Genomic DNA, 26,264 nt, shown 5'->3' on the forward strand with positions numbered 1-26,264 from the left:
TTCCAGGGAGGGCGATGGTGAACCGAGACGCCGCGGCGTACTGGATGCCCCGGTCGAGCCGGGGCATGACGGCGGAGTTTGGCGCGACCAGGCACCACTGCCATCATGCCATTCTGCTCCTGTTTTGCCCGCCGGAGCAATCGATTATTTTGCTTTTCCGAAGCCAAAAAAACATCAATGGTTCCCGCGGGATGGCTACTGTGCATGGGGTTGTTTTCGCGTTTTTTGTTGGAGGCGCCCCGGCCTGCCGCTACGCTTGCGCTTCCAGCTGTCCATCCGAGGTGATCCATGCCGATCCAGCATTTCGCACCGCCGCCGCACGTCAAGGCGCCGCCGCTATCCTTTGCCACGCGCGCCGGCGATCTCCTGTTCGTCTCCGGCATTCCCGGCTTCGACGCGAGCGGCGCGCTGCCGGACGGCTTCGAGGCGCAGTTCGCCAACGTCGCCGTCAACATCAAGCGCGTGCTGGCAGAGGCCGGCGCCGAGATCCGCGATCTCGTCAAGGTCAACGTGCTGCTGACCCGCGCCTCGGACGTCGCCGCCATGAACGCGCTCTATGCCGGCGCCTTCGGCCCGCCGCCCTACCCCGCCCGCACCACCTGCGTGGTCCACGCGCTGCCCGATCCGAAGATGCTGATCGAGATCGAGGCGGTGGCGTCGCTGGCCAAGGGGTAGACGTGTGCTCGTCAGGCGATAGTCAAGGGATAAGGATCGTTCGAACAGCCGACGAACGGCTGACATATCCGTGAACGGTCGCCGCCCCGCTTGCCAGCCGCACCATTTTGCCGCACCAATTTCCGTGTCACGTTCCCCATCAGGAGATATTTCATGCGTCGCGTTCTCGCCCTCTGTGCCGTTGCCGGCATCGCCACCTCCGTGTTCGCCGTGCCGGCCTCCGCGGCGGTCGGCTATTACGTGATCCGCTGGGACAACACCGGCATCTGCCAGGTCTGGAACGAGGACCTGAAGTACAAGCCGTTCCAATGGGGCGTGTCGACCTACAAGGTCGTCAGCAAGCCGCTTCCGACCTTCACGGCCGCCTCGGAGCTCCAGATCAAGCTGCGCGCGGAGCGCCGCTGCACGCTCTAGGCGTGAGGCGACAGACCGGATTTCGAAGGGGCGGATCGCGCGAGCGGTCCGTCCTTTTCTTTTTGGACGCGCCATTGGTTTTTCGGCCGTCGTCACGCGTTTTTTCCGCGCATCCGCTTTGAACCTGGCCCGTTGGCGGACCTACTCACATTTTGTCCGGGGCGCCCCCGGCGTCCCGCGCCAACCAGCATCCTTGCCCGCTTGTTTTTGCCCGCTTGTTTTCTCACCTCCTGGCTTTGGAGCCAATCGATGCGCGCACCGACGTCAGCAACGGTTCTGGCCGCATCGCTGCTTCTCGCCGCAACGGCGAACGCACAGGCTCCGCAATCCTTCCGCGTGATCTCGCCGGTGTTCGGCCAGTTGGTCAGCTTCGCGATGCCTTCGAATTTTTCCGCGGTGTTCGAGAACACCAAGGGCGGCCACTACATCCGCGAGGCCGTGCTGAAGGGCGAGACGCCCGAACGCTGGACCGAGATGATCACCGTGACCGGCGAGAAGGGCATGACGACCACTCCCGGTTCATCGCCGGAAAGATTCGCGGGCTCGATCGCAGGCGGTTTCAAATCCGCCTGCCCCGACAGCTTTGCGGCGAGGTCGCTTGGCGCCACCGCGTTCGGCCGCTTCGAAGGTTTCGTCGCCGTGATCGGCTGCGGCCGCGTCGACAGCGGCCCGACCCGGCACAGCGAGACCGCGCTCCTGGTCACGCTGAAGGGTACGACCGACTATTACACGATCCAGTGGGCCGAGCGCGGCCCCGAAAGCGACGAGCCGCCGGTGAACGACGACCGCTGGCAGGCGCGTTTGCGCGCACTCAGCCCGATCGAGCTCTGCCCGATCGTAGCAGGCGAAGCCGCGCCCTATCCGAGCTGCGTGAACAAGAGCTAAGCCCTCACGCGTCCTTGTAGGCGCGGGGATGGATCAGGAGGTCGCGCGCGGCGGCGAGATCGATGAACGCTTCCGCGCTGCCGCCTTGGTCGGGGTGCATGCCCTTGGCGGCGCGGCGATAGGCCTGGTTGATGTCCTCGCAGGTGAGCTGCACCGCGAGCGGCAGGCCGAGCACCTTGCGGGCGCGATCCTCGCTGGACAATTTTTTCGGCGCAGCATTGCGGCGGCCGAAGCGCGGCGCCGTCAGGTCGTGAACGACATCGAGCACCACGCCGAGACGGCGCCGGGCCGCCAGCGTGACGCTGTGATCGTCATTGTCCACGGCCTGGCGCAGCACCGGAAGCGCCTGCTCGGCGGCTTGACGCAGCATGGTATCGGTGCTCATCCGCGCGATCTCGGCCACGAGCCGTCCGGCCTCGGCCCAATCGGCGCCGTCCGCCGACCGCAGGCGTTCGAGTGCGAGTTTCCAGGATTCAAGCCGTTCCATCATGCGCGCAACGTTTAGCAATCAAGACCAGTATGCCAAGGCCGCCGTTTCCGACCCCTTAATTTCGAATTAGCCTTTCATGAAACTTCGAAACGAATCCTGAAGGAAATTGTCCCAGCTGCGCGCAGACCGCATCGCGGTCGTTACGCCCCCGCCGGATGGACCGCCAGACCCGGCACGATCAGTTGAACTGATACGCGAGACCGAAAGTCGCAACGTGGGTGCGCAGTGTGACATCGAAAGTATCGACGGTGTTGCTGGGCGCGAAGTGCGACGTTCGGCTGATTGCGTAAGTCGACGTGCCGAAATCGGCGAAGCGGTATTCGGCGCGCGCCAGCCAGTGATGGCCCAGCGCCGTCTCAAGGCCACCGCCGAGGGTCCAGCCCAGTTTCGTCGTGGAGTTCGTTATCACAGACGGCGATAAATTAAACAAGGTCCGGCAGGGCGCGCTCCCGCAGGTCGAGATCACCTCGTCATGCTGCCATGCCGCACCGCCGCTCGCGAATAGCAGCGTCGCCGGCGTCACCAGGAAGCCGAGACGCGCGCGCAGGCTCGCGTCCCATGTTGACTTCACCACAAGGGAATCGGCGCTCTCGTGGAAGGTGCCGAACGCCGGCGACACCGGATATCCGCTCAGCGTGACGGTCCGGTCGGCAAAGCCGGCGTCGCCTTCGATGCCGGCGACCCATTTGGGAGCGAATTGCCAGTTGACGCCGGCATAGGGACTGGCGCGGAAGGCGGTGCCGTTGAACGGCACGGTGTTCTTCTCGAGCGGGATCAGTGCAACGCCAAACAGTTCCGACGTTGCCGCCGTATCCACCTGCTGCGCGCGGACGCCGAGTCCAAGACCGAGATACGGGCCGGTCCATGACATCGCGATCGGCGCTGCCTTGGTGATCATCGCTGCCTGCGCTCCTGCCACGATCCGGTCGCCGAACTTGTAGGCCAGGCCGAACGAGGCGGCGTGAGTCTGGATCTTGAGATCGAATTTGTCCGCGGTCGAATTGAAGCCCGAAGCGGGCACGGCGGTCCGAGCAATGGTGAACGGTGTAGCGCCAAAATCGGCGTAGCGATATTCGGCGCGTGCAAACCAATTGCCGCCCAGCGCGGTCTCGATGCCGCCACCGACGGTCCAACCAACCTGGATAGACGATGCAGAAATCACGGCGGGCGAAAACGTAAAGCCGGGACAGTTGGCGCAATTCGAATTGATGTAGCTCCGCTGCCAGGCGATGCCACCGGTCGCATAGGCCAGCGTGGCAGGTGTGAGCAGGAAGCCGAGACGGGCACGCAGGCTGGCGTCCCACTCGGTCTTTACGGTCAGGCTGTCGGGCGGCAAGGCGAAGCGGACGAAGCCGGGGGAGAAGGCCAGCGACTGGCGCGTGGTGGACTGGTCGGCGAAGCCGACATCGCCTTCGAGGCCCGCAATCCATTGCGGCGCCAATTGCCAGTTGAAGCCGCTAAAGGCACTGGTGCGGAAGCCCAGTCCGTCGAAGGACGCACTTGTCGGCCGACCGTCCGCCAAATTCTGCGGGGCGCCGGCGACCGTCTCCGATGTCGCCGTGGCGTCCGTGCGCGAACCACGGAAACCGAGCCCAAGACCCGCGTAAAATCCGCCCCAGAGTGACGTGACCGCCGATGGGACCTTGTACGTCGGCGCGCCCCCGATATCCGCCGCCAAGGCAGGCACCGTCGCTACGAACGCGACCAGAGCCGCGCTTCCGCCCCTCAATTTCTTCATGCCCAATACCCCGTCCGCGCGGAATCGCCGCCGCCCCAAATATTCGAGACAGATGTGACGCTGACGGCGCCAAACTTCTTGGACCCAAGCGACGGCGGATCAGACAAGAACGAACTGGCGATGTTCGTGCCGTGCCGTGGCATCTTTGCCACGTCCACCGGAAGTCACCGCGACGCCCGATTGCATAAGGCGTCAGCGCGGCATGGCGTTTCTGCCGCTTCCGTTTTCAACTAGTCTTGCCGGCAACGTTGAAAACCCAGCCAAGGAAACGCCCATGCCTCTCCTCCAAAACCATATCGCCGTCATCACGGGCGCCGGATCCGGCATCGGCCGGGCGATCGCTTCCGGCTACGCCCGCGAGGGCGCGCAAGTGGTGTTGCTCGACGTCAACGCCGACACGGTCGCGGAAGCCGCCGTGGAGATCCGCAAGTCCGGCGGCAAGGCCGAGAGCTTTGCGCTCGACGTGACCAAGCGCGACGACTGCTTTGCGCTCGCCAAGCAAGTCGCCGACAAGGTCGGGCAGGTCTCGATCCTCGTCAACAATGCCGGCATCACCCGCCGCAACGCCTTCACCGCGGAGCCGGAAACAGTGGCGAAGGACTGGAACGACATCATCTCGCTCAACCTCAACGGCGTCTTCAACATGACGCAGGCGTTCCTCAGCCCCTTGCGCGCAGCCAAGGGCCGCATCGTCAATATCGGCTCGATCCAGTCCTTCGTGCATCTGCGCACGCCGAGCTCGGCGGCCTACACCACCTCGAAGCACGGCGTGCTCGGCTTCACCAAGGCGCTCGCGGTCGAGCTCGGCAAGGAGGGCGTGCGCGTCAATGCGATCGGGCCGGGCTTCATCGAGACCAATATCAACGCCAATGTGCGCGCGACGAATCCGGCGCTGGTGCAGGCCTTCGTCGATCACACCCCGCTGGCGCGCACCGGCAAGCCCGAGGACATCGTGGGTCCCGCGATCTTCCTTGCGTCGGACATGTCGTCCTACGTCACGGGAACGATCGTAATGGTGGACGGCGGATACCGGACGGTGTGAGCGGGGTGATGCCCGCTCCGTAACGCAGGATATGCTCGCAGGAATATGCAATCCGTGCCAATCGCGGCGGTGCGGCGGCATTCCCAAGGTCAATTCGTGCGATCGCCTGCGGTTAACCTTTCGTTAACCAAACCCGCCCACCGTAGATCTACGGCTTGGGGGTCGTTTGTTCTCGATCCGCTTCCAAAGACGGAAGCGGGCGTTGATCGGGGAGTGTGTCGATGACCACTGTTCATGTCGCTGCGTCCGAACCGGGCGCGTATGTCCTTTCACCGAACCAGATCGTTCCGCTGCTGATCGGCGCCACCGTCGACGAGGTCGAGCGTGAGCTCGTGCTGCAGACGCTCGCGCGCTGCGACGGCAATCGCACGCGCGCCTCGCGCGTGCTCGGCCTCTCGGTGCGCACGCTGCGCAACAAGATCAGGCTCTATGCCGCGTCCGGCATCGAGGTGCCGGCCTATCACGACTAGCGCGCGACGTGCCGCCGATTGGTGTTGATCATGCGCAGGCGCGAGCCCGGGCGGAATTGCCGCTGTCGTCAAACGCCGCTAATTAGCTTGCTTCCGGTTAAGGGAGCAGCGGCGTGGCAGACGAACAAAAACGGCAGGGACCTCAGGGACCGCGCGGACGGCAGGGCGAACCGGGGCGGCCGGGACCGCAGGGTCATCCAGGCAAACGCGGGCCGGATGGCGCGCGCGGCAAGCCAGGACCTCAGGGCAAGCCGGGACCGATCGGGAAGCCCGGACCGCTGGGCAAGCCCGGTCCGCAAGGCAAGCAGGGCGAAGCCGGACCGCGCGGGGCGGCCGGTGCACCGGGACCTGTCGGACCGCAAGGGCCGGCGGGGCCGCAAGGCCCGGGCGGCGAGGCCGGGCCGCCCGGCCCATTGCCGTCGATCGAGCAGGTGCTGCCGTGGCTCGATCAGCTGTTCGACGCCTGGGACGAGCGCCGCCGGCAGCGCGAGCGTGAAGCCGCCGAGCGCGACGCGTTGGAAGCGGCCGTGCAGGAAACCGACGACGCACCCTTCGGCGATGAGGACGAGAGCAGCGAAGACGACAATCACAGGAAGAAGAAGAAAAAGAAGAAGCACGGCCACAAGGAGTGACGGACGAATCTATTTCGTCCCATTCTCGCGTCGTGGCAGCATGCCCATGCGCTCGAATTGCCAGCGCATGGCGCGGTACCAGAGATAGCCGACCGCTGCGCCGCACAAGGCCAGGATCACGACGTTCGCGCTCGAGAACGAGCCGCTCCACCACGTCATCCACGCGGTCCACAGCAGCGTGAAGACGATGGCACCTGCTTTCAGCGGAAGAAGAGGGCGGCTCATGGTCGTGCTCCCGGGTGTCAAAGGCCCGGCGAACATCATCGCGCGTTGAGACCGTTTTCACCGTGAGCCAGGTCACGGAACGGACGCGCGAGCCGCCTAACCGAACCGCAGCCGCGAACGTTCCTTGGCCTTTTCCGCCTCGACCTCACGGTCGCGTGCCGGGGCATGGGTGTGCAGCGACGTCAGAAGTTTTCGCGCAGCCTCCGAGACCTCCGCCACCGCACGGTCGAAGGCCGCCTCGTTGGCCTGCGACGGCTTGTTGAAGCCGGACAGTTTGCGAACGAACTGGAGCGCGCTGGCGTGGATCTCATCCTCCGTCGCCTCCGGCTCGAAGTTGAACAGCGTCTTGATGTTGCGGCACATGCAGTCTCTCCTGACCTTTCCCTCAAGGACGACCGGCGAAAACGAAATCCTACATCCTTCCGCACAGTTCTGCTAAGTTCCGCCGCAACGCGGCCGCCGACCAGAGCCGCACGGGGGAAATAGACATGAAAGCTTCCTGCGCGGCGCTGTCAGCCATCCTGTTGTCCGTCTCGTTGGCGGCCATCTCGACATCCGCATGGGCGGCCGATTATCCGGCGCCGAAACAGGGCGACTGGGTCGCCAGGGATTTCAAGTTCCACACTGGCGAGACCATGCCGGAGCTGAAGCTGCACTACACCACCGTGGGTGAGCCGAGCGGCCAGCCGGTCCTGGTGCTGCACGGCACCGGCGGCTCAGGCGCGAGCATGCTGTCGCCCGCCTTCGGCGGCGAGCTGTTCGGCGCGGGGCAGCCACTGGATGCCTCCAAATATTACATCATCATCCCCGACAATATCGGCCATGGCAAATCGTCAAAACCGTCCGACGGGATGAAGACGAGCTTCCCGAAATACGATTACGACGACATGGTCGAAGCTCAGTATCGCCTGGTGACGGAAGGGCTCGGGGTCAAGCATCTGCGGCTGGTCTTCGGCAATTCGATGGGCGGCATGCACACCTGGCTGTGGGGCGAGAAATATCCGAAGGCGATGGACGCGCTGATCCCGATGGCCTCGCAGCCGACCGAGATGGCGTCGCGCAACTGGATGCTGCGGCGGATCATGCTCGACACCATCCGCAGCGACCCCGACTACAACGGCGGCAATTACACCAGCCAGCCGCGCATGATGAAATACGCCATCACTGCCTACGGCATTGCAAGCATCGGTGGAACGCTGGCCTATCAATCGCAGGCGCCGACGGCGGCGAAGGCCGACAAGATCGTCGACGAGCGGCTGGCCATGCCGATCACGGCAGATGCCAACGACTTCGTCTACCAGTGGGAGTCCTCGCATGACTACAATGCCGGCGAGAAGCTGGGGGCCATCGAAGCGCCGCTGCTGCTGATCAATTCAGCCGACGACGAACGCAATCCGCCTGAGACCGGCATCACGGACGCTGCGATGACGCGGGTCAAGAACAGCAAACTGTATCTCATCCCGGCAAGCACCGAGACGCGCGGCCACGGCACCACCGGAAACGCCAAATTCTACAGCGAGCAGGTCGAGCAATTTCTGCAAGCCGCGCCGCAGCAAACGATCGAATCTGCGCGCCGCTGATTTTGCATCGCATCAACGGTCGTCTAGCCCGCATATTATTTGAGCATGCATTACGCTGACGGCTCGGGCTTAATTGCGTCGATGTCCGAATCGACGCGTGGGAAAATCGCGCGCCAACGGCACGACACGCGATGAGGAGGATCGCATGCACAGGCTCGCACTGTGCGTTTGGCTCGCGGCACTGACGGGCGCCGCGTTCGCGTTCGACAACGGGCAATATGATCACGTCCCGCCCGACATCCGCGCCTGGTTCAAGAGCGTGATCGCACCGAACGGCGTGCCCTGCTGTGATGTCTCCGACGGCCATCGCACGGAGTACGACGTGCGCAGCGGTGCCTATTGGGTGCCGATCGAGGGACAATGGATGGAGGTGCCCGAGCGCGCCATCATCCGCGACCGCGGCAATCCGGTGGGTCAGGCCGTTGTGTGGTACGTCCGTCACCGCGGCGCCGTCATCATTAGTTGCTTCGTGCCGGCCGATGCGGTGTAGCGCGCGATAGCGCCTCGGCGCCGCGCGTGCTAGTTCGGCCGATGGCTCCTGCGAACGACAGAACGCGCGCTGTGATGCGCTTTGTGCTGGCAGCGTTTTACATCGTGGCCGGCATCGCGCATCTGCGGGTCCCCGACAAGCTGCTTGCGATCACGCCGGCCTGGGTTCCGTTTGCAACACAGTTGATCCTCATCACTGGCGTTTGCGAGATCGCAGGAGCGGTTGCGCTGGTGACGAAGCCGCTGCGCTGGTGGGCAGGCGTTGCGCTCGCGCTCTATGCGCTTTGCGTGTGGCCGGCCAACATCAAGCATGCCCTGGAGGGCATCGACCTTCCACCCATCCCCAACAGCTGGCTCTATCACGGGCCGCGACTGGCGCTGCAGCCGGTGCTGATCTGGTGGGCTTTGTACTGCGCTGGCGTGATCGACTGGCCGTGGCGGCGCGACAAGGGGGATAGCGATCGCGCCGGGAGATGATATTCTCAGACATTCCACCAGGGAGACCTTCGTGACTGATCTTTGCGCCGAAGACCTCGCTACCATCTATGCCCAGCCGAGCCCGCGCGTGATCGCGAAAGCGCGCCCCGCGATCGATGCGCACGCGAAAAAATTCATTGAGATGTCGCCGTTTTGTGTGCTCGCGACGTCGGGAGCCGATGGCAGCGTCGATGCCTCACCACGCGGCGGCGGCGTTGGCTTCGTCCACATCGCCGGCCCCAACCAGCTGCTGATGCCTGATCGCTCCGGCAACAACCGGATCGACAGTTTTCGGAATGTGGTGGAGGGCTCGGGCTTCGTGCATCTGTTGTTCTTCGTCCCCGGCATCGACGAGACGCTGCGCGTCGGCGGTCGCGGCACGCTGTCGGCCGATCCGGACCTGCTCGCCTCAATGGTGGAATTTGGCAAGTCGCCGCGCGCGGTGCTGAACGTCGCCGTCAGCGAAGTCTATTTCCACTGCGGCAAGGCCCTGATGCGCTCGAAGCTGTGGTCATCCGAGAAGGTGCCGCGCTCGGTAATGCCGAGCATCGTCGAGGTGGTCCACGAGCAGACCGGCCTTGGTGAGCCGCAGAGCCAGGAGATCGTGGAAGAGCTCTACAAGACGCAGTTGTAGCTGGCGTCGTGGACTGTCGTCCCGGCCTGGCGCGCAATTGCGCATCAGACCGGCACGGAGTTTGTGGCAGCGCTAACGCGCCGAACTAGTGCCCCTCGCCCTCGAGCCCGCCAACGTGCTTCTGGGTATAGAGTTCGAGGCCGATGCGGCCGATCAGGTCGAGCTGGGTCTCGAGGAAGTCGATGTGGTGCTCCTCGTCGCTCATCAGTTTCTCGAACAGGTCGCGCGTGACGTAGTCCTTGACGCTGTGGCAGTAGGTCGCCGCTTCCTGGTAGAGCGCCCGCGCGCTCATCTCGGCGGCGAGATCGCACTCGATGATCTCCTTGACGTTCTGGCCGATACGCAAGGGATCGAGCACCTGCATGTTCGGGAAGCCGTCGAAGAACAGGATCCGCTCGGTGAGCTTGTCGGCGTGCTCCATCTCCTCGATGGACTCCTTGCGCCAGACCTTGGACATGTCCCGCAGGCCCCAATTGTCGAGGAAGCGGTAGTGCAGCCAGTACTGGTTGATCGCAGTCAGCTCGTGACGCAGTGCCTTGATAGTCGATAACTTTTGCGTCGCCCTGCATGGTTCACTCCAGCTCTTGCAGTCCAAATCGGCCGTAAACCGAATTTAGAACGCTTCTAAATGAGTTTGAGGACTGGGGCAACCGGCTACGGGGACGCAGCCGGGGAAAAGCTCAGCCAGGGTTGCGGAAGATTTCAGCAGGCCGCGAGGGCGAACTCGGCCGGCTGGGCCGTTTCGTCATTGGCAGCCACAGTGTGGTTGTGCGGGCAGCCGGAGCAGCAGGACGAGGCACAAGGGCCAAGCGCTTCGTCGATAATGGTCTTGATCGTCCGAGCGCAGCGGCCGCATTCGGCGCTACAGCCGAGACATCCATAGACCTGCTTGGCATGGCGCACGGCGTCGTCGGACTCGGCGACGGCGGCGCGGATGTCGTCATCGCTCAGCACGTTACAGGAACAAACGATCATGGAAGCGGCAGGCCCTTTTGGTGATGCGCCATCATCGATATTTAAGGGGCCGGCCGGATGCAAAAGGAAAAAGCGGAATTTGAAGCTATTCCAAACTAGCCCGGAAACAGCCTAGAACGGCTCTAAAATAGGGCCTTGCGCTGGATCAAGATTGCGGCGGATCTAGTCGCCTCCGCCGCCTCCACCATCGCCGCCGCCCCCGCAATCTCCGCCACTACTGCCGCCATCGCTGCTGGAACAGCTGCCGCCGTCGGTCGCGCTGCCGGAACTGTCGCTGGAAAACCAGCTCCCCAATGAGAAGCCGTCGCTCGTGCCCGCGGAAGTGTCGCCACCGCTATTGCCGCTGGCCCCGGCGCGGGAGCGCCGCTGGCCGCGGTTCTGGAGATGGGTGATCCAGCCGTAGCCGATTGCGACGACGATCCCGGCAGCGATCAATGCATTTATCATCGCGTTGCCCATCATCGCCCTCCCCTGGCAGAGCTGCGGTCCATGTTAATTGGTCGCCCCCGGCAAAGGTGCCGTTCATTGATCATTCAATCGAAGTATGGAACTTTACCCCCAAAGAGTTCCCGCGTGTTTTGCTTGAAAGGTCAGTCAATGAAGAAGTCGCTCCTGGCAATCGCTGCCGTCGCCGCTGTGGCCCTTAGCGCCGCTACACCAGCCCAGGCGCAACGCGGCGTTGCCGCGGGCGTGGCAGCCGGAATCATCGGGGGCGCCATTGTCGGTGGGGCGCTGGCCTCTCCGTACTATTACGGGCCCGGCCCTGGCCCCGGCTACGCATATGGTCCGGGATATAGCCCGGGCTACTATCCGCCGCGCTACTACGCGCCGGGCCCGGGCTACGTCGCCGACGACTATTACGGCAACGGCTGCGTCTGGCAGAAGCAGCGCTTCTGGGACGGTTATGCCTGGCGCGTCCGCCGCGCCAGAGTCTGTGGCTGAAGTCGCCCCAAGCCGGTTCATTCCAGATGCGCCGTTCATCTAGGGGCCTGAAAAAGACCGCTTTTTCTCGTCACAGCTCCGTGCGCGTTTACCGCAGATTGACCATTTGCGCGCTTCCTAGCTGCAAGGCCATTTCCATCAGAGTCTGCGTGAACCTTTGAACCCCGGGCGCTCCTAACAAGGAGCATCCATCTCTCAGGAGAGCCAAGAGTATGAAGAAGACTTTAGTTGCCGCCCTCACGGTTGCGACGATCGCCGGTTCGCTGGTGACCGCTACGCCATCCGCCCAGGCCCATGACGGCGTCGGCGTCGGCATCGCAGCCGGCCTGATCGGCGGCGCGATCGTCGGCGGCGCAATCGCATCGAGCCGTCCCGCCTATGGTGGACCGGTTTACGTGGCCGAGCCCGGCCCGCCGCCGCCGCCCTGCTACTGGCAGCGCCAGCGCTACTGGGACGGCTACGGCTGGACCGTCCGCCCGGTTCGCGTTTGCTACTGATCTGATCGCATGGCGCTCATGAGCGCCGCGATCGAAGCCCGGCCGAGCACCTCGGCCGGGCTTTTTTCTTTTGGCTGGCCCTGTGCCTACGGCGCCGCCTGGATCGAGCGCAGCACCTCTTCGCTCGGCCAGCAATCGACCTTGAGGCCTGCGGACTTCTGGTAGGCGCCGAGCGCAGCGCGCGTCTGCATGCCCGCCTTGCCGTCGATCTTGTCCTTGTAGAGCCCCGCGCGCGTGAGCCCGCGCTGCATCGCCTCGACATCTCTGGTTCGCAATTGCTTCGAGGCAGACCACGGCGTCGCGAACGGTTGCGGGCTCGTCATGCGGTCGGCGAGATGGCCGACGAACAGCACGTAGAGATCGGAGAAATTGTATTCCTTGATGACGAAGTAGTTCTTCGTGGTCAGGAAGGACGGGCCGTAGATGCCTTCGGGTTGCAGCAGCGAGGCCGGCTGGGCCTGCTCGGCGGCAGTGAGCTTTTGTCCACGCACCGGCACAAAGCCTTCGCGCAGCCACTGTCCGATCGGCTTCGTCACCTCGGGCACGCCGGCGGTGCAATCGACCTTGGCCGGTGCCTGCACCTCGTAAGCCCAGCGCACGCCGCTCTGCCAGCCCTTGTTGACGAGCTGCTGCGCGGCGGAGGCCAGCGCATCCGGCACCGAATGCCAGATGTCGATGCGGCCGTCGCGGTCGAAATCGACGCCGTGCTTGTAATATTCGGACGGCAGGAATTGCGTGAGCCCGGTCGCGCCGGCCCAGGACGAGCGCATGTCCTTGCGTGTCACCACGCCGTCACCGAGAATTTTCAGCGAGAGGATGAACTCGTTGCGATAGGTGTCCTTGCGACGGCCGACATAGGCCTGCGTCGCCAGCACGCGCACGAGATCGTAAGGCAGTGTGTAGCGGCCATAGTCGGTCTCGCGGCCCCAGATCGCCAGCATGACGGTGGCCGGCACGCCCGAGCTCTTCTCGATCTCGGTCAGGGCCGGACGATATTTTTGCAGCAGCCGCTGCCCCTCGCCCGCAAGCCGCGCGATCGAGGCTTCCCTGACATAGTCCGCCGGCACCTGCACGAACTCGGCCTGCGACGGCGCCCCGGTCGCGGGCCGCCCCGGCAGGATCAGATCCGGCAGCTTGTAATCCGGCTCGAGGCCGCGCGTTTCTCGTTCGAACGTCGCGCGCGATACGCCAGCGGCCTCCGCCTCCGGCCACAGCGAGGCGATGAACTGCGTGAAGGCGGCATCAGCGGCGCGGGCGGGCGACAGGCCGCAGGTGATAGCGATCACCGCAGCTATGAGCACCCGCCGCATCATGCCGAGATCACCGCGTCAGCTTCTTGTACTTCACGCGATGCGGAATGATGCTGTCCTGGCCGAGCCGGCGCATCTTGTCCTTCTCGTAGTCCTGGAAGTTGCCCTCGAACCATTCGACATGGCTGTCGCCTTCGAAGGCCAGGATGTGGGTCGCGATGCGGTCGAGGAACCAGCGATCATGGCTGATGATGACGGCGCACCCGGCGAAATCCTCCAGCGCCTCTTCGAGCGCACGCAGCGTGTCGACGTCGAGGTCGTTGGTCGGCTCGTCGAGCAGCAGCACGTTGGCGCCGGATTTCAGCATTTTCGCAAGGTGCACGCGGTTGCGTTCACCGCCGGAGAGCGCGCCGACTTTCTTCTGCTGGTCGGCGCCCTTGAAGTTGAACGACGAACAATAGCCGCGTGAATTGACTTCTCTCTTGCCGAGCAGGATCAGCTCGTTGCCGCCGGAGATCTCCTCCCACACGTTCTTGCTGCCATCGAGCGCGTCGCGCGACTGGTCGACGTAACCGAGATGAACGCTCTCGCCGACCGTGATGGTGCCCTTGTCCGGCTGTTCCTGCTTGGTGATCATCCTGAACAGCGTGGTCTTGCCGGCGCCGTTGGCGCCGATCACGCCGACGATACCGCCGGGCGGCAGCTTGAAAGTGAGATCGTCGATCAGCATGCGATCGCCGAAACCTTTGCTGAGCCCTTCGAAGTCGACCACGTTCTGACCTAGGCGCTCGGCCACCGGAATCGTGATCTGCGCGGTCTGTGTCTGCTTTTCGCTCGCCTGCTTCAGGAGCTCGTCATAGCGCTGATAACGCGCCTTGGATTTGGCCTGGCGGGCTTTCGGCGAGGACGCGATCCATTCCTGCTCGCGGGCGAGCGTCTTCTGATGCGCAGCGTCCTCGCGGCCCTCCTGCTCGAGCCGCTTCTGTTTCTGCTGCAGCCAGGACGAGTAATTGCCCTCGTAGGGAATGCCCTTGCCGCGATCGAGCTCGAGAATCCAGCTCGTGACGTTGTCGAGGAAGTAGCGGTCATGGGTGACGATCAGGATCGCGCCGGGATAGTTGCGCAGATGGCCTTCCAGCCACGACACCGATTCCGCGTCGAGATGGTTGGTCGGTTCGTCCAGCAGCAACAACTCAGGCTGGTCGAGCAGCAGCTTGCACAGCGCGACGCGGCGGCGCTCACCGCCGGAGAGTTTCGACACGTCGGCATCGTCGGGCGGACAGCGCAGCGCGTCCATGGCCTGGTCGACCTTGCTGTCGAGATCCCAGAGGCCCTGGGCCTCGATCTCGTCCTGCAGCTTGGTCATCTCGTCGGCGGTCTCCTCGGAGTAGTTCATCGCCAGCTCGTTGTAGCGATCGAGGATGGCCTTCTGTTTGGCGACGCCCAGCATGACGTTCTCGCGCACGCTGAGTGCCGGATCGAGATGCGGCTCCTGCTCGAGATAGCCGACGCGGGCGCCCTGGGCGACCCAGGCCTCGCCGTTGTACTCCTTGTCGAGGCCGGCCATGATCTTGAGCAGCGTCGACTTGCCCGAGCCGTTGACACCGAGCACGCCGATCTTGGCGTCCGGGTAGAAGCTCAGATGGATGTTATCGAGCACCTTCCGGGTCGGGTAGCTCTTGGTCAGGCCCTGCATGAAATAGATGAACTGGCGCGCCATCGGTCCCGAAAACCTTCGATTTGAGGAAATTTGCTTGCCGCCGATGTAGCGATCCCGCCCCCAAAGGGCAATGTTTTCCCTCCGTTCACCACGGATGAATACGGGACGGACACCATCCCGCCGCTGATCCGGACAATTGAAACCATCTTTTAATAAATCAGGCCAAAGCTCGTTTTCGCGCGGAAACAGCGCCACCCGCTCAGAATGAACGGGAGCATAGCGAGACAGCGTCATGGCCATGATCGAGACCCATTCCCTTCCCGTTCCGGCGGAAGCCGGCAGCGCCGCCGCATTTGCCTCGGAGATCAAGGGCTTCTGGAAGCGCTTCTTCGCCCCCGCTTTCAATCCCTACCGGCCCGAACTGCACTACATGCGCGGCCCCGGCCCCGCCTGGCGTGCCAAGCACGGCATGAATGCGCCGTTCCGGCTCAAGCCCCGCGACCTCTGAGCCTTTATCAGCTGTCGGATTTTTGAAGACGCGAACGGCTTGCGCACGGTCCTGATTGCGCGCAACCATGGCCTGGTTCCACCTCTCGCCATGGAAGAACGCTGATGACGCGGCTGCGCTGTGCAATTCTGGACGACTATTTCAACCTCGCCCTCGACGTCGCCGATTGGCAAAGCCTGTCCGACCGGATCGACGTCACCGTGTTCAGCCACCCCTTCGCCTCCGAGCAGGCCGCGGCGAGCGCGCTGGCCGATTTCGAGATCGTCTGTGCGATGCGCGAGCGCACCGCGTTCCCGAAGAGCCTGTTCGAAAGCCTGCCGAAGCTGAAGCTGCTGCTGACATCAGGCATGCGCAACGCCTCGATCGACATGGAGGCCGCCAAGGCGCGCGGCATCACGATCGGCGGCACGCAATATTCGCGCGATCCGACTGCGCCCCTCACCATGGGCTTGATCCTGGAACTGACCCGCGGCATCGGCCGCGAGAACGCACGCATGCATGCGGGCGAGCCTTGGCAGGCCTTTGCCGGCGTCGAGATCGAGGGATTGACGCTCGGCGTCGTCGGGCTCGGCAAGCTCGGCAGCAAGATGGCTGATATCGCGAAGGCGTTCGGCATGAACGTGATCGCCTGGAGCCCGAACCTGACCCCGGAGAAGTGCAAGGACGCCGGCGTCGGCTACGCCACCAAGGAGGAGCTGTTCTCCAAGGCCGATATCGTCAGCATCCATGTGGTGTTGAGCGAGCGCTCGCGCGGGCTGGTCGGGGCTGCCGATCTCGCGCGGATGAAGCCGACGGCCTTCGTCGTCAACACCGCGCGCGGGCCGATCGTGGACGAGCAGGCGCTGCTCGAGGCGTTGCAGCAGAAGAGGATTGCAGGCGCCGGCATCGACGTGTTCTCGGTCGAGCCGCTGCCGACGGACCATCCCTTCCGCAAGCTCGACAACCTCGTGCTGACGCCGCATCTCGGCTACGCCACCGAGGACGGCTTGCGCATCCATTACGGCCAGATGGTCGAGGCGATCGACGCCTTCACCAAGGGCAGCGGGCTGCCGCGGAAGCTGGCCTGAAGCCTCAGGCCGCCGTGCGGTGGCCGGCGGGCTGCCGCGCTGCATCGGCAAAGCTGTGGCGCCAGGAGGCATGCGCCGGCAGCCAGCCGAGCTCGCGCTTGACCTTGGCGTTGGATGCTCCGCGCACCTCCGTCATCATCGCAACAATGTGCTCGCCCGCAAGCAGGCGGCCGAGCCAGGCGGGGATGTGACGCGGCGGCTTGGCACCAAGGAGTTCGGCCAGCGCGGGCAACCAATCCTTCACCTGCGCCGGATGATCGTCGACGATATTGTAGATGCTGCCGGCGCGTCCGCGTTCAAGCGCGGCGAGCGTGGCAGAGGCGGCATCTTCGGTGTGAATGAACGACCACGTGCCGCCGCCATCGCCGATCACCGGCACACGCCGGTGGCGCAGCTGGTCGATCATCGCCGGCGAGAGCGTGCCCGTACCTGGTCCATAGAAGAATCCATAGCGCAGCACGATGCCCTCCGGTTTCGTTGAAGCGGTGACGCTTCGCTCCAGATAACGGATTGCCTCAAGCGTGCGTCGCAGCTCTCGCGGCGGATTCGAGTCCAGCTCATCGGTCTCGGTCTTCACCGTTCCCCCGGCGCGACTGAAGGTCCAGCCGCAGAAGCTTTGCGCGATGAAGCGCCTGGCGCCCGCCTCGCGTGCGGCATTCAGCAGAATGTCGGTTCCGCGGGTGCGGAGCTCGTTGGTTCGCGCGAAAGCCCGATCGAAATGGCGGAGGTCCGTGGCGGCCGCGAGATCTGTCATCTGGTGGATGACGGCGTCGGGCTTTGCCGCAATCACCGGAGCGCGCATGCTGTCGGCATCGAGGCCGTCGGCCACGACCGGCTCCGCACCCAATCGCCGCACAAGGTCTGTTTTTGCCGCACTCCGTGTCGTGCCGATCACGGAATGACCCGCGGCGACAAACGCCGGAACAAGATACTGACCGACCGCGCCGGTCGCGCCCGCAACAAAGATGCGCATCCTGTGCTCCTCAATTCGTTGCAATCCTCCCGGACGTAATCGAGGTGCGGAGCCGTTCAAGCAAGGCATGCGCATACGCAAGCGAGACATGCTCGCATGCGCCAAATGATGACGGCGCGTGACCGAAGGCCACGCGCCGTCATCAGATCAATTCTTGCTAGATCAATTCTTGCGAGGCCAGTTCAGCGCACGGTGACGGGCGCGGGCAGCGGCGGCACCACTGTCGGCTGGGTGCCTCCGACCGGGCCGGCCTGTGCGGCCATCGGAGCGGGGCCGGCAGCACCGGGCACGGGCGCGGCGGATGCGGTCGCAGTTCCCGGCGGCGGACCACCCGGCATCACGACCACGCGGGTGCCGACCTTGACGCGATCGAACAGATCGGAGACGTCCTCGTTCAGCATGCCGATGCAGCCGGAGGAAACGAACTTGCCGATGGTCGAGGGCTGGTTGGTGCCGTGGATGCGGTAGACGGTCGAGCCGAGATACATCGCGCGGGCGCCGAGCGGATTGCCGGGACCGCCGGCCATGAAGCGCGGCAGATAGGGCTGGCGCTCGATCATCTCCGTCGGCGGATGCCAATCCGGCCACTCGGCCTTGCGAGTGATCTTCTGCACGCCGGTCCAGGTGAAGCCGTCGCGGCCGACGCGGACGCCGTAGCGGATCGCACGGCCGTTGCCGAGCACGTAATAAAGGTAGGTATTCGGGGTATCGACGATGAGCGTTCCGGCCGGCTCCTTGGTCGCCAGCGAGACTTCCTGGCGGCGCAGGTTCTGCGGCAGCTGCGCCGGGGCAGCGTCAGGCTGCTCCTCGGGCGGGAGCGAGGCGATCGCCATCGGCCGGCCGTCGGCACCCACGGGCGGCTGCCCGGCCTGGACCGTTCCGGTCGCGCCGGGACCACCGACAGCCTCGGGCGGACGCAGGCCGTCACTGCCGGGCGCCTGAGCCGGACGATCGGCGTAGATCACCGCGGGCGGGCCGGCAGGGCGGCCGTAGCGCGGATCGTCGGGTGATGTCACGGGCCCCTGCGGCGGCGCGGCCGAGTAGACGGGGGCGCCGGCGGGACGGCCATAACGGGGATCATCGGGCGACATCACCGGCCCCTGTGGGGGCGCGGCGGAATACACCGGGGGAGCGCCGGGCGGACGGCCGTAGCGCGGATCCGGGCCGGGCGGCGGCAGCGCTGCCTGCGGCATCGAATCGTCTTCATCGTCGAGCGCGTCGAAACTCGGCGCGCGGTCGCCGGGCCGATATTCGGCCGGCGCGCCATAGTTCGGCGCCTGCTGGACCGGATAGCTCTGGGCCTGCGCGAGCGAGGTTCCCGCCGCAGCGACTGTTGCGGCAGCGCATATCGTCAGAAAATGTTTGATCATCATCGCTCTTGTATAGTCCCCGGGCCCCGTCCGGACCGTTAACGGCCAGATGACGGAAGATAGCGGCACATTCAAGACATGACAGGCGGATTTGTGCCTGATTTGCCGATTTGTGATCCGCAAGACTACCGTTGCCTGCTTGCATCAGGGGACGAAAATCAGCCCACGCCCGAGATCGCAGGAGTCGCCGGCTCCGTTTTTTACGGAACGGCGCGGAATCGTTGCGGTATGTTCGAATCAGCCTGATTCGCCTCCGCTTTGAGCTTCGATCCCCGCGTGGCGAACGCGGCAAGCAGTACCGTCACCGCGTTCAGATGGCTCATGGGCCCTGGCCACTTCGCCGCCGGGGCGGAAATTCGCAATCCCTCGATGCTTCCCGGCTTTCGCTTCCTGTTTGCCGCGATCCTGCTGTCAGCCTCCATCCTGGTGTTCGGCCTGGGCGCCGCCGCGCTGCTGCGGGCGAGCCACGAGCAGTATGTCAGCAACCCCTCCTGGCGGAATGGTCCGCAGGAGCAGGTGTTTGCACAGGCTCCCGAGCCGGCCCTGCCGGTGCTCGCGGTCCTGCGCGCCGAGCCGGAAGCAGCCACCGATCCGACACCGTCGCTGCGCGATCAAGTCCCGACCATCGCGCTGCCGATGAGCGAGCCCGAACAGGTCGTCGCGCTGACGACTGAGACCGACGGTCAGCCGCAGGTCGCTGCACCTCCGGCCGACGTCCCGGCCGAGCCGGCCAATGTCGAGGCCGAGACCAAGGCCGAGAGGACGATGGACGCCGCGGCGCCGGCCTCAAGCAACACGCTTACTCCGGCCGACGCCAGCGCATCCATCGCCGAGACCAAGGCCGTTTCGATCGCTCTCACGAGCAAACCAGCACCTGCCGCCCCCAGCGGAGCCCCGGCTTCGTCCACGTTCGACATGGCGAGCGCGAAGTTCGCCGCATTGAACGACCCGGCGACCACGGCCTGGAAGGATCCGCCGGCGAAGACCAAGGCCGACTCTAAGGCCGACAGCGGTTCGCCGGAGAGCAAGGCGACCAAGCCGCGGGCGCATCGCGTGAAGAAGCGCCGCCGCATTGTCCGGCGTCCGCCGCCGCCTGTTCAGCAACTCGATCCGTTTGGGCAGCCGCAACCCACACTCGCCGCGACGACGACCGCGCGCGCACGTCAGTAGGGTTACGCTGGCCCCGTCGCGATCGGCGGTCCCTTTTCCTGCCCCCATTCCGACCACGAGCCGTCATAGAGCGCGGTGTCGGTGATGCCGAGGCGATAGAGCGCCAGCGTCAGCACGCCGGCGGAGACGCCGGAGCCGCAGCTCGTCACAATCGGGGCATCGAGCTTGACGCCGGCGCCCGTGAAGGCGGCGCGGAGATCATCGAGCGGCTTCATCGTGCCGGTCGCGGCGTCGAACAGAAGATTGTAGGGCACGTTGCGCGCGCCCGGGATATGGCCGGAGCGAATGCCCGCGCGCGGCTCCGGCGCCCGTCCCTCGAACCGGTCGGCGGCGCGCGCGTCGATCACCTGCTCGGCACGGCTTTCGACGTTGGCGATCAATTGCTGCATGCTGCGCACGCACTTGGAATCGTAGCTCGCCTTGAATGTCGCTGGCTTCGGCTTCGCCTCGCCGCTCTCGACGGGACGCCCCTCGGCGCGCCACTTCTTCAGGCCGCCATTGAGGATGCGCACATTGCTATGGCCGAAAGCCAGGAACATCCACCACGCGCGGGGAGCAGCGACCCAGCCGCCGGCATCGTAGATCACGACGGTGTCGGCATTGGAGATGCCGAGATGACCGACGTCGTGGCCGAACTGCTCGGCGCTCGGATACATGTGCGGCAGCGGGTTGGAATGGTCCGAGACCGCGTCGACGTCGAAGAACACTGCGCCTGGCAGATGCGCGGCGAGGTAATCATCCTTCGGCAATGGCAGCACGCCGGGCAGCTTGAAGCTGGCGTCGAGCACCTTGATGTTGGCATCGTTGATGTGGGCGGCGAGCCATTCGGTGGAGACGAGGGGATCGGTGGTCATGCGAGGTCTTTCTTGTCATTCCGGGCTAGCGCAACGTGAGCGAGGTTGAAGCAGTGTGCATCCAACTCCGCTGTCATCGCCCGGCCAGTGCGCAATTGCGCACTAGGAACGGGCGATCCAGTATTCCAGAGGCGATTGCGATTGGGCCGAAAGGCCGCCGCGTACTGGATTCCCCGCTTTCGCGGGGAATGACGCCGGAGATTGGAGCGGCAGCGCAGCACCCTCACCCCTTCTTCTTCGGCTCCCACTGTTGAGTCGGCCCGCCGGCGTCGCGCCAGGCGGCGTAGCCGCCGGCGATGTGGGCGACGGGTTTGAGGCCCATGTCCTGCGCGGTCTTGGCGGCGAGCGCAGAGCGCAAGCCGCCGGCGCAATGGAACACGAACTTCTTGTCCTCCTGGAACACCGGCTTCGCATAAGGGCTCTGCGGATCGATCCAGAATTCGAGCATGCCGCGGGTGCAGGCGAACGCGCCGGGGATGCGGCCGTCGCGCTCGATCTCGCGGGGATCGCGGATATCGACGATGACGACGTCGCCGTTCTTCGAGATCTCGATGGCGTCCTTGGCGGTGAGCGTCTCGATCTCGGCATTGGCCTCGTCGATCAGCGCCTTGATGCCGCGGGTGATGGTCTGGGGCACGTGGTCCTCCCTCTTGTTGTCATTCCGGGGCGCGCGGAGCGCGAGCTAGTGCGTCAATTCCTTCATCGCACCCTCAAGCCCCTCGATCGTGATCGGGTACATGCGGTTGGCGAAGATGCGTTTGATGATGGTGGTGGATTCCGAATAGTCCCAGTGCTTCTGCTGCACGGGATTGAGCCACACCGAATGCGGATAGGTGCGGATGATGCGGTCGAGCCAGACCGAGCCGGGCTCCTCGTTGACGTGCTCGACCGAGCCGCCGGGCACCATGATCTCGTAGGGCGACATCGATGCGTCGCCGACGAACACGATCTTGTAGTCGTGCGGGTATTTATGCAGCACGTCCCAGGTCGGCGTGCGGTCGGTGAAGCGACGCTTGTTCTGCTTCCACACGCCTTCATAGAGGCAGTTGTGGAAGTAGAAATACTCCATGTGTTTGAACTCGCTCTTCGCGGCCGAGAACAGCTCCTCGACCTGCTCGATATGCGCGTCCATGGAGCCGCCGATGTCGAAGAACACCAGCAGCTTCACCGCGTTGCGCCGCTCGGGCCGCATGTGCACATCGAGATAGCCGTGATTGGCGGTCTCGCGGATGGTGGTATCGAGATCGAGTTCGTCAGGCGCGCCGGTGCGCGCGAACTTGCGCAGGCGACGCAATGCCACTTTGATGTTGCGGATGCCGAGCTCGACATTGCCGTCGAGATCCTTGAACTCGCGCTTGTCCCACACCTTCACGGCGCGGTTGTTGCGGTTCTTGTCCTGGCCGATGCGGATGCCTTCGGGATTGTAGCCATGGGCGCCGAACGGCGAGGTGCCGGCGGTGCCGATCCACTTCGAGCCGCCCTGATGGCGGCCCTTTTGCTCCTCGAGGCGCTTCTTCAGGGTCTCCATGAGCTTGTCCCAGCCCATGGCCTCGATCTGCTTCTTCTCGTCCTCGGTGAGGTATTTTTCGGCGAGCTTCTTCAGCCACTCCTCGGGGATCTCGGCCCCCTCCATGGCGTCGAGCAGGCTTTCCAGCCCCTTGAAGACGGTGCCGAAGACGCGGTCGAACTTGTCGAGGTTGCGCTCGTCCTTCACCAGCGAGGTGCGCGAGAGATAGTAGAAATTCTCGACCGAGTAGTCCGCAAGATCAGCGTCGAGCGCCTCCATCAGCGTGAGGTATTCGCGCAGCGTCACGGGGACCTGCGCATCGCGCAGAGAAGTGAAGAATTGCAGGAACATGGGTGACAGATTGCCCGTCGGGGGGCGAACGTCAAGGGGCGGAGGCCACTGCTCTGCGCTGGACCGGGAGGCTTTTTGCTCTAGAATTGGTTGTCTCACGGGGTTGTTTTGGGGACGTTTGCAATGGGAATTCTCGCAGCGCTCATCATTGGCGCGATCGCAGGCTGGCTTGCCGGCAAGATTGTCCATGGGGCGGGATTTGGGCTGATCGGCAACATCGTCGTCGGCATCATCGGTGCACTCGTGGCCAGCTGGATTCTGCCTCAGCTGCATATCCAGCTCGCAACCGGCACGGTCGGGGCCATCGTGGATGCCACGATCGGCGCGGTGATTGTGCTCGTCATCCTTTCGCTGATAAAACGGGTCTGAAAGCCTGACCGAACCAGGAACGGCCGCCACGCGCGGCCGTTCCGTTTGTTGGACCAGGGCCATGAAACTGGCAATTCCTGGGACGACGACCAACAAGGACGCACGATGAAATTTACCGGCACCAAGGACTATGTCGCGACCGACGATCTCAAGGTCGCGGTCAATGCCTCGATCGTGCTGGAGCGCCCGCTGCTCATCAAGGGCGAGCCCGGCACCGGCAAGACGGTGCTGGCGGAGGAGGTGGCGAAGGCGCTGAACGCCCCGCTCCTGACCTGGCACATCAAGTCCACTACCAAGGCGCAGCAGGGCCTTTACGAATACGACGCGGTGTCGCGCCTGCGCGACAGCCAGCTCGGCGATGCCCGCGTGTCCGACATCAAGAACTACATCAAGCGCGGCAAACTGTGGGATGCCTTCACCGCCGAGCAGCGCCCGGTCCTCCTGATCGACGAGATCGACAAGGCCGACATCGAATTCCCGAACGATTTGCTGCTCGAGCTCGACCGCATGGAATTCCATGTCTACGAGACCGGCGAGACGATCAAGGCCAAGCAGCGCCCGATCATGATGATCACCTCCAACAACGAGAAGGAGCTGCCGGACGCGTTCCTGCGCCGTTGCTTCTTCCACTACATCAAGTTCCCCGACGCCGACACCATGACCCGAATCGTCGACGTCCACTTCCCCAACATCAAGAAGCAGCTGGTCGAGGAAGCCTTGCGCATTTTCTTCGAGGTCCGCGAGGTGCCCGGCCTGAAGAAGAAGCCGTCGACCTCGGAGCTGCTCGACTGGCTCAAGCTGCTGCTCAACGAAGACATGAGCGTCGAGCAGCTGCGCGAACGCGACCCGCGAAAACTGATCCCGCCGCTGCACGGCGCGCTGCTCAAGAACGAGCAGGACGTGCATCTGTTCGAGCGACTCGCGTTCCTGAGTCGGAGGGAAGTATAGGTTCGAGCGCACTCCGCTGCCGCGCCACCTTCCGGTGTCATTCCCCGCGAAGGCGGGGAATCCAGTACGCCGCGGCTTCTCGACTCAATCATAACCGCCTCTGGAATACTGGATCGCCCGGTCAAGCCGGGCGATGACACCGAGAGTGTGGCGCACTCTCTCCACCTCGTCATTGCGAGCGCAGCGAAGCAATCCAGGCTGCCTCCGCGGAAAGATCCTGGATTGCATCGCTGCGCTCGCAATGACGGAGCAAGGGCGAGCATCGCCCTCTCGAACTCGCGTTTCAAATCGCGAGGGGCGGACCAAGGTCGCGTGAGATGGGCCTCCGGCTCTGCAGCGCACAGCTGCACCGGACGATGCTTCGCATCGCTGGGGAAGCGGTGCGCTGCGTCTGGGGCACGAGACCTTGCTACGCCACCGCCGCATCCGGCACGCGCGCGGCTTCCATCGGCTGCTTGCCGCGGATCAGGTCCGAGGCGCGGTCGGCGATCATCATAGTTGAGGCATTGAGGTTCGCCGAGATCATGCGTGGCATCACGGAGGCGTCGATGACGCGGAGACCTTGCAACCCGTGAACTCGGAGCTGGTCGTCGACCACCGCCCAGGTGGAGTCCGCCGGGCCCATGCGGCAGGTGCAGCCGGGGTGGAAGGTGGTGGTGCCGCGTTCGGTGGCGGCGGCCAAGAACTCGTCGTCGGTGTTGATGTTCGGGCCCGGGAAATCCTCGTAGGCGTAATAGGGCGACAGCGGCGCGCTCTTCAGCAGGCGCCGCGCCAGCTTCATGCCACCGACGATGACGCGGCGGTCGAGCTCGGCGTCGAGATAATTGGTCTGGATGATCGGCGGCGCAAACGGATCTGACGAGCGGATCCGGACATAGCCGCGGCTCTCCGGACGCTGCTGCCAGGACGCGACGGTCATGCCGGGCTCGTCCTCGAGCTGGCCCTGCACGCCTTCCTTGTAGGACGCCGGCGTGAAGGTGAGCTGCAAGTCGGAGCTGTCGGCGCTCTCGCCGGAATGCCAGAAGCAATAGACCATGGTCGGCGACAGCGACAGCAGGCCTTTGCGCGCGGTCGCCCATTTCATCGCCTCGACCCAGAGACGCCAGCCGCGGCGAAGCTCGTTGATGGTCCTGATGTCTTTGACGCGCGCGACCGTTCGCGGCGCGTAATGGTCCTGCAGGCCTTCGCCGACCGGAAGCGCGTGACGCACGGCGATGCCGTGGGCGCTCAACAAATCTGGCGAGCCGATGCCGGAGAGCTGCAACAGCTGCGGCGAATTATAAGTGCCGCCGGAGAGAATCACTTCCTTGTTGGCGCGCACTTCGACCGGCGTGCCGCCACTACCGCCCTTCATGTAGCGCACGCCGACGGCGCGCTTGCCCTCGAAGATGATCTCGGTCGCGTGCGCGTGGGTGTGGACATGCACGTTCGGACGCTTCATCGCGGGCTTCAGAAACGCGGTGGCGCCGGAGACGCGCAAGCCCCTATCGATGGTGCGCTGGCAGTAGGAGACGCCTTCCTGGGTCTTGCCGTTGTAGTCGGGATTGCGCGGAATCCCGAGGCTCACCGCGCCTTCCATGAAGGCTTCGCAAAGTGGATCGCGCCAGTTCATGGTGGTGACGGTGAGATTGCCGTCGCGGCCGCGATAAACATCCTCGCCCTCGCCGACGCGCTTCTCCAGCCGCCGGAAGTAAGGCAGCACGTCGGCATAGCCCCAGCCGCGATTGCCCATCTGCGCCCAGGTGTCGAAATCCATGCGCTGGCCGCGATTGTAGATATGGCCATTGATCGAGGACGAGCCGCCGAGCGTCTTGCCGCGCGGCGCGTAGATGCTGCGCCCGCCGGTCCAGGGCCCGACCTCCTGCTGGTAGGCCCAGTTGATGCTCTTCATGTGGAAGGTCTTGATGAAGCCGGCCGGCAGATGGATGTAGGGATGCCAGTCGCTCGGGCCCGCCTCGAGTACGCAGACGCTGGTAGCAGGGTCTTCGCTCAGCCGGCTGGTGAGCACGCAACCGGCGGAGCCCGCGCCGACGATCACATAATCAAATCTGTCCATGGTGCCTCGGCCGCCT

Annotated in this window: 31 protein-coding genes and 1 pseudogene; 17 read left to right on the plus strand and 15 right to left on the minus strand. The window is 64.5% G+C overall.

Translation table 11 applies throughout. From position 1 onward, the window contains the following. Positions 1-288: 288 nt before the first annotated feature. The 3 genes from IVB45_RS28805 to IVB45_RS28815 all read left to right on the plus strand — a co-directional run bounded on the left by IVB45_RS28805 (position 289) and on the right by IVB45_RS28815 (position 1,974). Positions 289-675, plus strand: coding sequence for a RidA family protein (locus tag IVB45_RS28805; RefSeq protein WP_247287926.1), 387 nt, complete (start codon positions 289-291; stop codon positions 673-675). A 153-nt stretch (positions 676-828) separates the two neighbouring features. After that, positions 829-1,089, plus strand: a complete 261-nt coding sequence (locus tag IVB45_RS28810; protein WP_007613673.1) for a hypothetical protein — start codon at positions 829-831, stop codon at positions 1,087-1,089. Positions 1,090-1,338: 249 nt separating this feature from the next. Then, positions 1,339-1,974: a hypothetical protein gene (locus IVB45_RS28815; protein ID WP_247358558.1), complete on the plus strand. Its 636-nt coding sequence runs from the start codon at positions 1,339-1,341 to the stop codon at positions 1,972-1,974. Between the two features lie 4 nt (positions 1,975-1,978). Here the strand turns inward: IVB45_RS28815 and IVB45_RS28820 are convergent, their stop codons facing one another. Together IVB45_RS28820 and IVB45_RS28825 are read right to left on the minus strand one after the other, a co-directional pair. Continuing rightward, complete coding sequence (locus IVB45_RS28820; RefSeq protein ID WP_247358557.1) at positions 1,979-2,464, minus strand: J domain-containing protein; 486 nt, start codon at positions 2,462-2,464, stop codon at positions 1,979-1,981. Between the two features lie 178 nt (positions 2,465-2,642). Beyond that, positions 2,643-4,202 (minus strand): outer membrane beta-barrel protein, encoded by a 1,560-nt coding sequence (locus IVB45_RS28825; protein ID WP_247358555.1) that lies wholly within the window; start codon positions 4,200-4,202, stop codon positions 2,643-2,645. A gap of 274 nt (positions 4,203-4,476) precedes the next feature. Between IVB45_RS28825 and fabG the strand changes: the two genes are divergently transcribed. The 3 genes from fabG (at position 4,477) to IVB45_RS28840 (ending at position 6,346) form a co-directional block, all read left to right on the plus strand. After that, on the plus strand, positions 4,477-5,244 hold the full coding sequence (gene fabG / locus IVB45_RS28830; RefSeq protein ID WP_247358554.1) for a 3-oxoacyl-ACP reductase FabG: 768 nt from the start codon (positions 4,477-4,479) through the stop codon (positions 5,242-5,244). Between the two features lie 221 nt (positions 5,245-5,465). Beyond that, entirely contained in the window at positions 5,466-5,714 is a 249-nt protein-coding gene (locus IVB45_RS28835) for a helix-turn-helix domain-containing protein (protein WP_018454141.1), read from the plus strand. Positions 5,715-5,827: 113 nt separating this feature from the next. Next, entirely contained in the window at positions 5,828-6,346 is a 519-nt protein-coding gene (locus IVB45_RS28840) for a collagen-like protein (protein WP_247358552.1), read from the plus strand. A 9-nt stretch (positions 6,347-6,355) separates the two neighbouring features. Here the strand turns inward: IVB45_RS28840 and IVB45_RS28845 are convergent, their stop codons facing one another. Together IVB45_RS28845 and IVB45_RS28850 are read right to left on the minus strand one after the other, a co-directional pair. Then, positions 6,356-6,571 (minus strand): hypothetical protein, encoded by a 216-nt coding sequence (locus IVB45_RS28845; RefSeq protein WP_018454140.1) that lies wholly within the window; start codon positions 6,569-6,571, stop codon positions 6,356-6,358. A gap of 96 nt (positions 6,572-6,667) precedes the next feature. Then, positions 6,668-6,934: a DUF2277 domain-containing protein gene (locus IVB45_RS28850; protein ID WP_018454139.1), complete on the minus strand. Its 267-nt coding sequence runs from the start codon at positions 6,932-6,934 to the stop codon at positions 6,668-6,670. A gap of 125 nt (positions 6,935-7,059) precedes the next feature. Between IVB45_RS28850 and IVB45_RS28855 the strand changes: the two genes are divergently transcribed. The 4 genes from IVB45_RS28855 (at position 7,060) to IVB45_RS28870 (ending at position 9,751) form a co-directional block, all read left to right on the plus strand. Next, the gene (locus IVB45_RS28855; RefSeq protein WP_247358551.1) at positions 7,060-8,151 is read left to right on the plus strand and encodes an alpha/beta fold hydrolase; all 1,092 of its coding nucleotides are present in this window, start codon (positions 7,060-7,062) and stop codon (positions 8,149-8,151) included. Positions 8,152-8,296: 145 nt separating this feature from the next. Next, on the plus strand, positions 8,297-8,641 hold the full coding sequence (locus IVB45_RS28860; protein ID WP_247358549.1) for a hypothetical protein: 345 nt from the start codon (positions 8,297-8,299) through the stop codon (positions 8,639-8,641). A 41-nt stretch (positions 8,642-8,682) separates the two neighbouring features. Continuing rightward, positions 8,683-9,117, plus strand: a complete 435-nt coding sequence (locus tag IVB45_RS28865) for a DoxX family protein (RefSeq protein ID WP_247358547.1) — start codon at positions 8,683-8,685, stop codon at positions 9,115-9,117. Positions 9,118-9,148: 31 nt separating this feature from the next. Continuing rightward, entirely contained in the window at positions 9,149-9,751 is a 603-nt protein-coding gene (locus tag IVB45_RS28870; RefSeq protein ID WP_247358545.1) for an MSMEG_1061 family FMN-dependent PPOX-type flavoprotein, read from the plus strand. An 85-nt stretch (positions 9,752-9,836) separates the two neighbouring features. Here IVB45_RS28870 and bfr read toward each other — a convergent pair. The 3 genes and pseudogenes from bfr to IVB45_RS28885 all read right to left on the minus strand — a co-directional run bounded on the left by bfr (position 9,837) and on the right by IVB45_RS28885 (position 11,188). Continuing rightward, positions 9,837-10,320 (minus strand): annotated as a pseudogene (gene bfr / locus IVB45_RS28875) (bacterioferritin). Positions 10,321-10,453: 133 nt separating this feature from the next. Beyond that, a complete protein-coding gene (locus tag IVB45_RS28880) occupies positions 10,454-10,726 on the minus strand; it encodes a (2Fe-2S)-binding protein (protein WP_027570626.1) in 273 nt (90 codons plus the stop codon). A 162-nt stretch (positions 10,727-10,888) separates the two neighbouring features. Continuing rightward, entirely contained in the window at positions 10,889-11,188 is a 300-nt protein-coding gene (locus IVB45_RS28885) for a hypothetical protein (protein WP_027570625.1), read from the minus strand. Positions 11,189-11,323: 135 nt separating this feature from the next. Between IVB45_RS28885 and IVB45_RS28890 the strand changes: the two genes are divergently transcribed. After that, positions 11,324-11,668, plus strand: a complete 345-nt coding sequence (locus IVB45_RS28890) for a hypothetical protein (protein ID WP_247358544.1) — start codon at positions 11,324-11,326, stop codon at positions 11,666-11,668. Positions 11,669-11,880: 212 nt separating this feature from the next. Then, positions 11,881-12,165 carry a hypothetical protein gene (locus tag IVB45_RS28895; protein ID WP_007613695.1) on the plus strand — a complete coding sequence of 95 codons (285 nt, stop codon included), beginning with the start codon at positions 11,881-11,883 and terminating at the stop codon, positions 12,163-12,165. Positions 12,166-12,251: 86 nt separating this feature from the next. Here the strand turns inward: IVB45_RS28895 and IVB45_RS28900 are convergent, their stop codons facing one another. Both IVB45_RS28900 and ettA read right to left on the minus strand, forming a co-directional pair. Continuing rightward, positions 12,252-13,478 carry a lytic murein transglycosylase gene (locus IVB45_RS28900; protein WP_247358542.1) on the minus strand — a complete coding sequence of 409 codons (1,227 nt, stop codon included), beginning with the start codon at positions 13,476-13,478 and terminating at the stop codon, positions 12,252-12,254. Positions 13,479-13,485: 7 nt separating this feature from the next. Further along, a complete protein-coding gene (ettA, locus tag IVB45_RS28905) occupies positions 13,486-15,135 on the minus strand; it encodes an energy-dependent translational throttle protein EttA (RefSeq protein ID WP_027519709.1) in 1,650 nt (549 codons plus the stop codon). Between the two features lie 232 nt (positions 15,136-15,367). On the opposite strand from ettA, the gene IVB45_RS28910 reads away from it, so the two are divergent. Both IVB45_RS28910 and IVB45_RS28915 read left to right on the plus strand, forming a co-directional pair. Next, positions 15,368-15,583, plus strand: coding sequence for a hypothetical protein (locus IVB45_RS28910; protein ID WP_247358540.1), 216 nt, complete (start codon positions 15,368-15,370; stop codon positions 15,581-15,583). A gap of 104 nt (positions 15,584-15,687) precedes the next feature. Then, positions 15,688-16,650 (plus strand): D-2-hydroxyacid dehydrogenase family protein, encoded by a 963-nt coding sequence (locus IVB45_RS28915; RefSeq protein ID WP_247287911.1) that lies wholly within the window; start codon positions 15,688-15,690, stop codon positions 16,648-16,650. 4 nt (positions 16,651-16,654) lie between these two features. Here the strand turns inward: IVB45_RS28915 and IVB45_RS28920 are convergent, their stop codons facing one another. Together IVB45_RS28920 and IVB45_RS28925 are read right to left on the minus strand one after the other, a co-directional pair. After that, positions 16,655-17,623, minus strand: a complete 969-nt coding sequence (locus IVB45_RS28920) for an NAD-dependent epimerase/dehydratase family protein (RefSeq protein WP_247358539.1) — start codon at positions 17,621-17,623, stop codon at positions 16,655-16,657. A gap of 182 nt (positions 17,624-17,805) precedes the next feature. Next, positions 17,806-18,993 (minus strand): L,D-transpeptidase, encoded by a 1,188-nt coding sequence (locus IVB45_RS28925; protein WP_247359177.1) that lies wholly within the window; start codon positions 18,991-18,993, stop codon positions 17,806-17,808. 321 nt (positions 18,994-19,314) lie between these two features. Between IVB45_RS28925 and IVB45_RS28930 the strand changes: the two genes are divergently transcribed. After that, entirely contained in the window at positions 19,315-20,163 is an 849-nt protein-coding gene (locus IVB45_RS28930) for a hypothetical protein (RefSeq protein ID WP_247358537.1), read from the plus strand. 2 nt (positions 20,164-20,165) lie between these two features. On the opposite strand, the gene sseA is transcribed toward IVB45_RS28930, so the two are convergent. From sseA to IVB45_RS28945, 3 genes are all read right to left on the minus strand, one after another. Next, positions 20,166-21,017: a 3-mercaptopyruvate sulfurtransferase gene (gene sseA, locus IVB45_RS28935; RefSeq protein WP_247358535.1), complete on the minus strand. Its 852-nt coding sequence runs from the start codon at positions 21,015-21,017 to the stop codon at positions 20,166-20,168. A gap of 223 nt (positions 21,018-21,240) precedes the next feature. After that, positions 21,241-21,654, minus strand: coding sequence for a rhodanese-like domain-containing protein (locus IVB45_RS28940; protein WP_018454122.1), 414 nt, complete (start codon positions 21,652-21,654; stop codon positions 21,241-21,243). Between the two features lie 45 nt (positions 21,655-21,699). Continuing rightward, a complete protein-coding gene (locus tag IVB45_RS28945) occupies positions 21,700-22,875 on the minus strand; it encodes a VWA domain-containing protein (RefSeq protein ID WP_247358533.1) in 1,176 nt (391 codons plus the stop codon). Between the two features lie 123 nt (positions 22,876-22,998). Here IVB45_RS28945 and IVB45_RS28950 point away from each other — a divergent pair, with 123 nt between their 5' ends. Together IVB45_RS28950 and IVB45_RS28955 are read left to right on the plus strand one after the other, a co-directional pair. Then, complete coding sequence (locus IVB45_RS28950; RefSeq protein WP_007613712.1) at positions 22,999-23,244, plus strand: GlsB/YeaQ/YmgE family stress response membrane protein; 246 nt, start codon at positions 22,999-23,001, stop codon at positions 23,242-23,244. Between the two features lie 105 nt (positions 23,245-23,349). Further along, entirely contained in the window at positions 23,350-24,192 is an 843-nt protein-coding gene (locus IVB45_RS28955; protein WP_247358532.1) for a MoxR family ATPase, read from the plus strand. A 409-nt stretch (positions 24,193-24,601) separates the two neighbouring features. Here the strand turns inward: IVB45_RS28955 and IVB45_RS28960 are convergent, their stop codons facing one another. Next, positions 24,602-26,248, minus strand: coding sequence for a GMC family oxidoreductase N-terminal domain-containing protein (locus IVB45_RS28960; protein WP_027570615.1), 1,647 nt, complete (start codon positions 26,246-26,248; stop codon positions 24,602-24,604). Positions 26,249-26,264 lie beyond the last annotated feature (16 nt).

Origin of the sequence: Bradyrhizobium sp. 4, assembly GCF_023100905.1 — a bacterium.
Lineage (GTDB): Bacteria > Pseudomonadota > Alphaproteobacteria > Rhizobiales > Xanthobacteraceae > Bradyrhizobium.

Excerpts from the sequence above, each read along its gene's own strand:
- IVB45_RS28805 (WP_247287926.1), top strand. The coding sequence starts at position 289 with ATGCCGATCCAGCATTTCGCACCGCCGCCGCACGTCAAGGCGCCGCCG.
- IVB45_RS28810 (WP_007613673.1), top strand. The coding sequence starts at position 829 with ATGCGTCGCGTTCTCGCCCTCTGTGCCGTTGCCGGCATCGCCACCTCC.
- IVB45_RS28815 (WP_247358558.1), top strand. The coding sequence starts at position 1,339 with ATGCGCGCACCGACGTCAGCAACGGTTCTGGCCGCATCGCTGCTTCTC.
- IVB45_RS28820 (WP_247358557.1), bottom strand. The coding sequence starts at position 2,464 with ATGATGGAACGGCTTGAATCCTGGAAACTCGCACTCGAACGCCTGCGG.
- IVB45_RS28825 (WP_247358555.1), bottom strand. The coding sequence starts at position 4,202 with ATGAAGAAATTGAGGGGCGGAAGCGCGGCTCTGGTCGCGTTCGTAGCG.
- fabG (WP_247358554.1), top strand. The coding sequence starts at position 4,477 with ATGCCTCTCCTCCAAAACCATATCGCCGTCATCACGGGCGCCGGATCC.
- IVB45_RS28835 (WP_018454141.1), top strand. The coding sequence starts at position 5,466 with ATGACCACTGTTCATGTCGCTGCGTCCGAACCGGGCGCGTATGTCCTT.
- IVB45_RS28845 (WP_018454140.1), bottom strand. The coding sequence starts at position 6,571 with ATGAGCCGCCCTCTTCTTCCGCTGAAAGCAGGTGCCATCGTCTTCACG.
- IVB45_RS28850 (WP_018454139.1), bottom strand. The coding sequence starts at position 6,934 with ATGTGCCGCAACATCAAGACGCTGTTCAACTTCGAGCCGGAGGCGACG.
- IVB45_RS28855 (WP_247358551.1), top strand. The coding sequence starts at position 7,060 with ATGAAAGCTTCCTGCGCGGCGCTGTCAGCCATCCTGTTGTCCGTCTCG.
- IVB45_RS28860 (WP_247358549.1), top strand. The coding sequence starts at position 8,297 with ATGCACAGGCTCGCACTGTGCGTTTGGCTCGCGGCACTGACGGGCGCC.
- IVB45_RS28865 (WP_247358547.1), top strand. The coding sequence starts at position 8,683 with ATGGCTCCTGCGAACGACAGAACGCGCGCTGTGATGCGCTTTGTGCTG.
- IVB45_RS28880 (WP_027570626.1), bottom strand. The coding sequence starts at position 10,726 with ATGATCGTTTGTTCCTGTAACGTGCTGAGCGATGACGACATCCGCGCC.
- IVB45_RS28885 (WP_027570625.1), bottom strand. The coding sequence starts at position 11,188 with ATGATGGGCAACGCGATGATAAATGCATTGATCGCTGCCGGGATCGTC.
- IVB45_RS28890 (WP_247358544.1), top strand. The coding sequence starts at position 11,324 with ATGAAGAAGTCGCTCCTGGCAATCGCTGCCGTCGCCGCTGTGGCCCTT.
- IVB45_RS28895 (WP_007613695.1), top strand. The coding sequence starts at position 11,881 with ATGAAGAAGACTTTAGTTGCCGCCCTCACGGTTGCGACGATCGCCGGT.
- IVB45_RS28900 (WP_247358542.1), bottom strand. The coding sequence starts at position 13,478 with ATGATGCGGCGGGTGCTCATAGCTGCGGTGATCGCTATCACCTGCGGC.
- ettA (WP_027519709.1), bottom strand. The coding sequence starts at position 15,135 with ATGGCGCGCCAGTTCATCTATTTCATGCAGGGCCTGACCAAGAGCTAC.
- IVB45_RS28910 (WP_247358540.1), top strand. The coding sequence starts at position 15,368 with ATGGCCATGATCGAGACCCATTCCCTTCCCGTTCCGGCGGAAGCCGGC.
- IVB45_RS28915 (WP_247287911.1), top strand. The coding sequence starts at position 15,688 with ATGACGCGGCTGCGCTGTGCAATTCTGGACGACTATTTCAACCTCGCC.
- IVB45_RS28920 (WP_247358539.1), bottom strand. The coding sequence starts at position 17,623 with ATGCGCATCTTTGTTGCGGGCGCGACCGGCGCGGTCGGTCAGTATCTT.
- IVB45_RS28925 (WP_247359177.1), bottom strand. The coding sequence starts at position 18,993 with ATGATCAAACATTTTCTGACGATATGCGCTGCCGCAACAGTCGCTGCG.
- IVB45_RS28930 (WP_247358537.1), top strand. The coding sequence starts at position 19,315 with ATGGGCCCTGGCCACTTCGCCGCCGGGGCGGAAATTCGCAATCCCTCG.
- sseA (WP_247358535.1), bottom strand. The coding sequence starts at position 21,017 with ATGACCACCGATCCCCTCGTCTCCACCGAATGGCTCGCCGCCCACATC.
- IVB45_RS28945 (WP_247358533.1), bottom strand. The coding sequence starts at position 22,875 with ATGTTCCTGCAATTCTTCACTTCTCTGCGCGATGCGCAGGTCCCCGTG.
- IVB45_RS28950 (WP_007613712.1), top strand. The coding sequence starts at position 22,999 with ATGGGAATTCTCGCAGCGCTCATCATTGGCGCGATCGCAGGCTGGCTT.
- IVB45_RS28955 (WP_247358532.1), top strand. The coding sequence starts at position 23,350 with ATGAAATTTACCGGCACCAAGGACTATGTCGCGACCGACGATCTCAAG.
- IVB45_RS28960 (WP_027570615.1), bottom strand. The coding sequence starts at position 26,248 with ATGGACAGATTTGATTATGTGATCGTCGGCGCGGGCTCCGCCGGTTGC.